The sequence below is a fragment of the Streptomyces milbemycinicus genome (genome assembly GCF_002154605.1).
GTDB classification, from domain to species: Bacteria; Actinomycetota; Actinomycetes; order Streptomycetales; family Streptomycetaceae; genus Streptomyces; species Streptomyces milbemycinicus.
In genome coordinates this window covers 1-527 of record NZ_MUNE01000833.1, presented here as the reverse complement: position 1 = coordinate 527, position 527 = coordinate 1, and the positions used below count along the sequence as shown (strand labels likewise).

The 527-nt window shown below is 72.5% G+C and carries 1 protein-coding gene; it reads left to right on the top strand.

What is annotated here, in order from left to right; all coding sequences use genetic code 11:
• Positions 1-213: 213 nt before the first annotated feature.
• On the top strand, positions 214-527 hold a 314-nt coding region (locus tag CCN51_RS47200; protein ID WP_483883471.1), incomplete at its 3' end, for a DUF7800 domain-containing protein.

Sequence of the window (527 nt, the reverse complement as noted above, 5' to 3'; positions counted from 1 at the left end):
CGCCTGGGTGCAGGTGAAGTACTACTACGACCTGTCGGTCGACTCCGCCGAGAAGAGCGCCCTCAGCTCCATCCTCAACGGCTGCTGAGGCTCCGTCCCGGACAACCCGAGCCCGGACGGGTGCTGAAGGCTCCGCACCGGAACCACCGCGCCCTCCTTCGTCGTTCCGTACCGTAAGGCCTTGCACGCCACCAAGCGACGGAGGAGGGCCGGATGGCCGGGTTGCGCCTGGGACCGCTGCTGCGCCATGTCGACTGGGAAACCGGCACCAGCGCGACGGTCTGGATCGAGGCCGACCGGCCTTGCGAGGCCGAGGTGCGGTGCGCCGACGGCGCGGGGGGCGCGGCCCCCACCTGGTCGGTCGCCGGCCACCACTACGCGCTGATCCCGGTCACCGGGCTGCGTCCGGGCGGTGAGACGGCCTACCGCGTGCTGCTGGACGGCGAGCAGGTGTGGCCGCTGCCCGACTCCCGCTTCCCGGATTCCACGATCCGCACCCCCGCCCGGCCCTCCGCCGACGCCGACAC